Annotated in this window: 5 protein-coding genes; all 5 read left to right on the top strand. The window is 61.9% G+C overall.

Features of this window, described 5'->3' with window-relative positions; genetic code table 11:
• Positions 1 to 419: 419 nt before the first annotated feature.
• Positions 420 to 2,120 carry a hydantoinase/oxoprolinase family protein gene (locus AB7S84_RS15710; protein ID WP_428155656.1) on the top strand — a complete coding sequence of 567 codons (1,701 nt, stop codon included), beginning with the start codon at positions 420 to 422 and terminating at the stop codon, positions 2,118 to 2,120.
• 47 nt (positions 2,121 to 2,167) lie between these two features.
• On the top strand, positions 2,168 to 3,484 hold the full coding sequence (locus tag AB7S84_RS15705) for a histone deacetylase family protein (protein WP_428155654.1): 1,317 nt from the start codon (positions 2,168 to 2,170) through the stop codon (positions 3,482 to 3,484).
• 14 nt (positions 3,485 to 3,498) lie between these two features.
• Positions 3,499 to 4,416, top strand: a complete 918-nt coding sequence (gene epmA / locus AB7S84_RS15700; protein WP_428155652.1) for an EF-P lysine aminoacylase EpmA — start codon at positions 3,499 to 3,501, stop codon at positions 4,414 to 4,416.
• Between the two features lie 123 nt (positions 4,417 to 4,539).
• The gene (locus AB7S84_RS15695; protein WP_020878685.1) at positions 4,540 to 5,565 is read left to right on the top strand and encodes an amino acid ABC transporter substrate-binding protein; all 1,026 of its coding nucleotides are present in this window, start codon (positions 4,540 to 4,542) and stop codon (positions 5,563 to 5,565) included.
• Between the two features lie 133 nt (positions 5,566 to 5,698).
• The coding region (locus tag AB7S84_RS15690; RefSeq protein WP_428155649.1) for an amino acid ABC transporter permease at positions 5,699 to 6,877 on the top strand (1,179 nt) is incomplete at its 3' end.

Genomic DNA, 6,877 nt, shown 5'->3' with positions numbered 1-6,877 from the left:
TTGGGGATTTTAGCAGAATGAGCCGCTGATCATCCGCTTTTCAGCCCCAGAATCGCCCTGCCGGCTCGCAACGCTGCCTCCAGCAGTGGCAACATGGGCTTGGGCTATATATGGCGGTGGATTTGGGCAAAGTTGAAATATTGACAATTATCCCTGTTTCCGCTACGATGTGATTATTTTTCGCCTCTATCCATAGTCATCCTCAGGCGGCACCATCGGTCCCCCGAGTCGGCGTTTCAGAATCCTGCCGACAGCGGGATGGCGCGAACGAGTCGTTGCATCGGCCGAAAGGATGACCCGTGGGGATTGCAGACAGTTTTTTGAAATTTCTCAAACGCTTTTCCCGTGCCCCCTTGGATACGCCCAGGGAGACCCAACCGTCAACCCATACACTTCAGGAATACACTCAAGGAAATATCATGATCATAGGACTGGATGTCGGGGGAACGCATACGGACGTCGTGCTGCTGGGGGAAGAAGGACTCATTCGCGAATACAAGGTCCGAACCGACCCGGAAGATCTGTTCAGCACCGTGCTTGCGGGAATCGAACACATCGTCGAGGGGATCGAGCCGGACAGGATCAACCGTGTCGTGCTCAGTACCACCCTTACCACCAACGCCATTGTACAGGGAAAATATCCCGAGGTGGGCATGATCGTTTCGGGCGGTCCGGGGATCGATCCGGAACATTTCCGGACCAACCGCCATTATTACAGCATCACCGGATCCATCGACCATCGGGGCCGGGAGGTGGCGCCGGTAAATCTGGATGAAATCCACGAAATCGCCGCGGCTCTCAAGAAGGAGGGCATCCGGAACGTCGGCATCGTCGGCAAATTCTCCGTCAGAAACCCCGCCCATGAACTGGCTGTCTACCATGCGATCAAGGACGATTTCGGAAAAATCTTTCTGGGCCACCATGTCTCGGGGAACCTCAACTTTCCTCGCCGCATCGCCACCACCTTTCTCAACACGACCATCCGACCGATTCACAAGAAGTTCTTCGCGGCGGTCAAACAGTCTCTCGAGCAGAAGGGCCTCATGATCCCCATCCACCTCCTGAAGGCCGACGGCGGCACCATGAGCTTCGAGGCATCCCTCGATTTTCCCGGCCAGACGATCCTCTCGGGACCGTCCGCCAGCGTCATGGGCGCCATCGCCTTCGCTTCGGAAACCGAAGAAACGCTGGTGCTGGACATCGGCGGCACCACCACCGACATGGCGATCCTGGTGGACCGGGCGCCCCTGCTGGATCCCGTAGGAATCACCCTGAGCCAGAACCGGAAACGGATTCAGACGTTGATCCGCTCTCTCGAAACCCGATCCATCGGCATCGGCGGCGACTCCGCCGTCCGGCTTCAGGACGGCATCCTCACCGTCGGTCCGGACCGCGAGGGGCCCGCCATGGCCTACGGCGGAAAGGTGCCCACCCCCACCGACGCCTTCTTCGTGCTCGGAATCCAGAAGGGGGATGGACTGGCAGCGTCGACAGCGGGCATCGCACCCATCGCCCAGGCACTGGGAATATCCGTCGAGGCCGCGGCCGATCGGATCTTCGACGAGGCCTGCAACGTCATTCTGTCCCAGGCCGGACAAATGATCGACGCCATCAACAGCAAGCCGGTTTATACCGTCCATGAGCTTCAGGAAGGACTTCAGGTCCACCCCAAGCGGATCCTGGTCCTGGGCGGCCCGGCCCCCGAATTCGCCGACCGTCTCCGAACCCTGTCGGACTTCGACGTCCGGGCCGTACCCCACTGGTCCGTGGCCAACGCCATCGGCGCGGCCCTGGCCCGCACCACCTGCGAGGTCACCCTCTTCGGCGACACCCAGCGTGAGATCGTCTCCGCGCCGGAGGAAGACTTTTCAGAACCGGTGAACCGGAATTTTTCCAAGGAAAACGCCGTCGAGAAGGCCTTCGTGCTGCTGAGGGACAAGGCCGTCAGGATCGGGGCCGACACCCGGGACCTGGAAATGGAGGTCACCGAGGACCTCCAGTTCAATATGGTCCGCGGATTCTACACCGCCGGCCGCAACATCCGGGTCAAGGTCCAGGTCAAACCGGGTCTCATCCACGGCTACCAAGCCATCATCGAACGGCTTTTGTCCAATGCCTGAAGCATCTTCACCAACCCTGAACCCCATCACCATCTCCGGAGGATTATATGCTTTGCGCCAAACATAAAACCGGGCTGGTGTTCTTTCCGGCCTTCGACTGGGCCATCAGCCCCAATCATCCGGAGCGGGAGGAACGGCTCCTCTACACCCAGGATCAGGTGCTCGAGGAAGGCCTCCTGGACATCGACGGCATCATCGAATACAAGCCGGACATCGCCACCATCCGGGACATCCAGCGCACTCACTTCTGCGTTCCCGACGAGTGGGAGGTCACCACCGAATCCCATTTCATCAGCGCCGGCGGGGCGAAGACCATCGGGATGGCCGTCATGGACAAGCAGGTCGAACGCGGCTTTGCCCTGGTCCGTCCGCCGGGGCATCATGCCATGCGGGTGGTCCACGGCTCCCGGGGGTTCTGCAACATCAACATCGAGGCGATGATGATAGAGTATCTTCGGACGGCCTACAAGGTGGGGCGGGTCGCCATCGTCGACACCGACTGTCACCACGGCGACGGCACCCAGGACATTTACTGGCACGACCCCGACGTGCTGTTCATATCCCTCCACCAGGACGGCCGGACTCTCTATCCGGGCTCCGGCTTTCTCAACGAGCTGGGCGGCCCCAACGCCGCGGGTCTGACGGTCAACATCCCCCTGCCCCCCAACACCTCCGAGGAGGGATTCATCTACGCCCTCGAAGAGATGGTGCTGCCCATTCTGGCGGATTTCAAGCCGGACATCATCATCAACTCGGCGGGACAGGACAACCACTACGCCGACCCCCTCACCAACATGAACTTCTCGGCCCAGGGATATGCCCGGCTCACGGAGCTCCTGAAACCCGACATCGCCGTGCTGGAGGGCGGCTACTCCATCGAGAGCGCGCTGCCTTACATGAACGTGGGGATCATCCTGGCCATGGCCGGCCTCGATTACAGCCGGGTCAGGGAGCCCGACTACGATCCGGACGGCATCCGACAGGGCCGCGAAGTAACGGAGTATATCCGGCGCCTGGGCGACAAGGTCATGACCGGGTGGAACCGGCGGGACGAAACCCGGAAGGAACTTCAGGCCGGCAAGACCTTCGACCGGCGGCGGCGGAGCATTTTCTACGACACCGACAACATCCTCGAGAAACAGGAAGAAACGGTCCGGATCTGCGAGGAGTGCGGCGGCTGCTGGTCCATCGACACATCGTCGGACGGCCGCAAGCGGGCCCTGGCCGTCCACCTTCCCATCAAAGGGTGCGCGGCGTGCCGCGAGACGGCCTATCAATGGTACGAATCGGCGGATCCCAAAACCTTCGACCTGGCGCTGCTGCAGGACCGCCAGAAGGACCGCTACCTGAAACGGGAGCTATAAGACCGGACCGAACGATGCTGTTTCGCCAGTCCGCCATCCGGGACAACCTCCGCCTGAGGGCCGCGATCCTTCAGGCCGTACGCCGCTTCTTTGTCGAAACCGGCTTTCTCGAGGTGGAGACGCCGTGGCGTATCCCCGCCCCGGCCCCCGAAACCCATATCGAGGCGGTCCCCGCGGACGGCTGGTTTATTCACACCTCCCCCGAACTCTGCATGAAACGTCTTCTGGCCGCCGGCTATCCGCGCATCTTCCAGATCTGCCGGTGCGCCCGGGACAGGGAGCGGGGAGACCGTCACCTCCCGGAATTCACGATCCTGGAGTGGTATGCCGCGGGGTGGACCTACCGGGAGATGATGTCCCACTGCGAAGCCCTCATCGGCTTCATCGCCCGAACCATCGGCCGCGGCAATCGGATCGACTGGATGGGAAACCGCGTCGATCTCTCGCTCCCCTGGCACCGGATGACCGTCCGGGAGGCCTTTGATCGCTACAGCCCCGTCCCCCTGGAAGACGCCCTCGCCCGCGACCGGTTCGACGAGATGGTCGGGTGCGTCATCGAACCCCGCCTGGGGCTGGACAAGCCGCTTTTTCTATACGACTACCCCGCCCGGTGCGGCGCCCTGGCCCGGCTGAAGCCCGGCGATCCGTCCGTGGCGGAGCGATTCGAGCTCTATATCAACGGCCTGGAGCTGTGCAACGCCTTCACGGAGCTGACCGATCCCGTGGAGCAGCGGCAACGATTTGCGGCGGAAGCGGCCCGACGGTCCGCGGACGGCCGCCGCCCCTATCCGTCGCCGGACCGCTTCCTCGACGCCCTCGCCCATATGCCGCCGGCGGCGGGAAACGCACTGGGCCTTGACCGCCTGGTCATGCTCCTTACCGGCGCCGAACGCATCGACGACGTGGTCGCCTTCACCCCCGAGGAGCTGTAGCACCCAGGGGCTCCTGTATGTAACTTTTCCTTTTACTTGCTAAATCATCTTCACTTGTGATACCGTGCTTCAAAAATAAGATCCGACTGTTGACCCTGTTAACCAAAAAAGGAGGAACTTTGCATGAAACGACGAACGACGGTATTGACGGCTTTATTCCTGGCAGCGACGATGCTTGTCTCCGCGGACCTCTTTGCGGGCGAAACCCTGGACGCAGTCAAAAAGAAAGGGTTTGTCTCGGTGGGCGTCAACGGCAGCCTCTTCGGTTTTGGCAAACCCGATGAAAAGGGCCATTGGGAAGGCCTGGACGTCGACACCGGACGGGCCGTGGCCGCCGCGGTATTCGGGGATGCCGGCAAGGTGAAATTCATTCCCCTGACCGCCGTTCAACGCTTCACCGCCCTTCAATCCGGCGAAATCGACGTGCTCTGCCGCAACGCCACCCGGACCCTGACCCGGGACACCCAGTTGGGGCTCAATTTCGCCACGGTCAACTACTATGACGGCCAGACCTTCATGATCTCCAAAAAACTCGGCGTCAAGAGCGCCGGGGAACTGGACGGCGCCACCGTCTGCGTCCTTCCGGGCACCACCACCGAACAGAACGCCGCCGACTTCTTCCGATCCAAAAAACTGAACTGGAAGCCCGTGGTCATCGAGCAGAATGCCGAGCTGGCCAAGGCCTTCTTCGCCGGACGCTGCGACTGCCTGACCTCCGACGCCTCCCAGCTGGCCGGAATTCGGGCGGTGGCCCCCAATCCCGCCGATTACATCATTCTTCCCGAAGTCATCTCCAAAGAGCCTCTGGCGCCCACGGTTCGCCACGGCGACGACCAGTGGCGGGACATTGTCGACTATGCCGTCCTGGCCATGATCAACGCCGAGGAGTTGGGGATCACCTCCGCCAACGTGGACGAGATGCTGAAAAGCACGGATCCCGTTATCCAGCGCTTCCTGGGGGTGACCGAGGGCAACGGCGCAGCCCTGGGTCTGGACGAGAAATTCGCCTATAACATCATCAAGCAGGTGGGCAACTACGGCGAGGTTTTCGAGCGGAACGTCGGCATCAACACGCCACTCGGCCTGGAGCGGGGGTTGAACGCCCTGTGGACCGACGGCGGACTCATGTACGCACCGCCCTTCAAATAGGACACGCGCGCCGCCCCCCGGCATCCCGGCGGGCGGCATCACCCCTTCGCCGGCGGGGCCGATGCGCCTCGAAACCGCCACACCGTCGGCTTCGTCTCCCGGAGCCTCCGACCCGTTATCACGGAAGATCGCCATGCAGCAACAAGTCCCCTCCATATCGCAGACAACTGAGGCAAAAACCTCTTTTTGGCATGACCCCGACAGGCTGGCCGTATTTTACCAGGCCGTGGCCCTGGCCGTGGTCATCCTGGTCGGCTACTACCTGTTCACCAACACCCTGACCAATCTGGAACGCCAGAACATCGCCACCGGCTTCGGCTTTTTCGGCAAGGAAGCCGCCTTCGAGATCGGCGAATCCCTCATCTCCTATTCCGCCGCGGACACTTATGCCCGCGCGCTTCTGGCGGGCGTGCTCAACACCCTGAAGGTCGCCGTCATCGGCGTCATCCTGACGGTCGTCCTGGGCACCATCGTGGGCATCGCCCGGCTCTCGAGCAACTGGCTGGTCTCCCGGACGGCAGCCATTTACACGGAGGTTCTCCAGGACATCCCCGTCCTGTTGCAGCTCTTCTTCTGGTACGCCGTTTTTTACGAGATTCTCCCGTCGCCCCGTCAGGCCGTCAATCCCTTTCCCGGGGTCTTCCTCAGCAATCGCGGCATGGTGGTGGGGGTGCCCGAAGCCCACCCGGTTCATATCTGGATGCTCACGGCCTTCGTAGCGGGATGCATCGTTGTCTGGATGCTTCGGCGATGGGCCCGCAAGCGCCAGGAAGAGACCGGCCGGATATTTCCCGTCTTCCGGACGTCCGTTGCCGTTCTCCCGGCACTGCCGGCGCTCGCCTGGGTTATCGGGGGCGCGCCCACGGCCATGGACGTTCCCGAGCTGCGGGGCTTCAATTTCGTGGGCGGCATCAACTTCTCCCCCGAATTCGCCGCCCTTCTCCTGGGGCTGGTGCTCTACACCGCCGCCTTCGTGGCGGAGATCGTCCGCGCCGGCATTCAGTCGGTAAGCCACGGCCAGACCGAGGCCGCCATGTCCCTGGGGCTTCGGCCGGGCAAGGTTCTCCAGCTGGTGATTCTGCCCCAGGCCCTCCGGGTGATCGTTCCGCCCCTGACGAGCCAGATGCTCAATCTGACCAAGAACAGCTCCCTTGCCGTGGCCATCGGCTACCCGGATTTCGTCTCGGTCGCCAACACGACCATCAACCAGACCGGCCAGGCCATCGAGGGCATCGCCATGATCATGGCCGTCTATCTCTTTTTCAGCCTCACGACCTCGGCCTTCATGAACTGGTACAACAAGAAAGTCAAA

This window comes from Desulfococcus sp. (assembly GCF_050178255.1).
In the GTDB taxonomy this organism is placed as follows: domain Bacteria; phylum Desulfobacterota; class Desulfobacteria; order Desulfobacterales; family Desulfococcaceae; genus Desulfococcus; species Desulfococcus multivorans.
The sequence above is the reverse complement of the archived record's forward strand: the minus strand, read 5'-3'. Positions and strand labels throughout refer to the sequence as shown.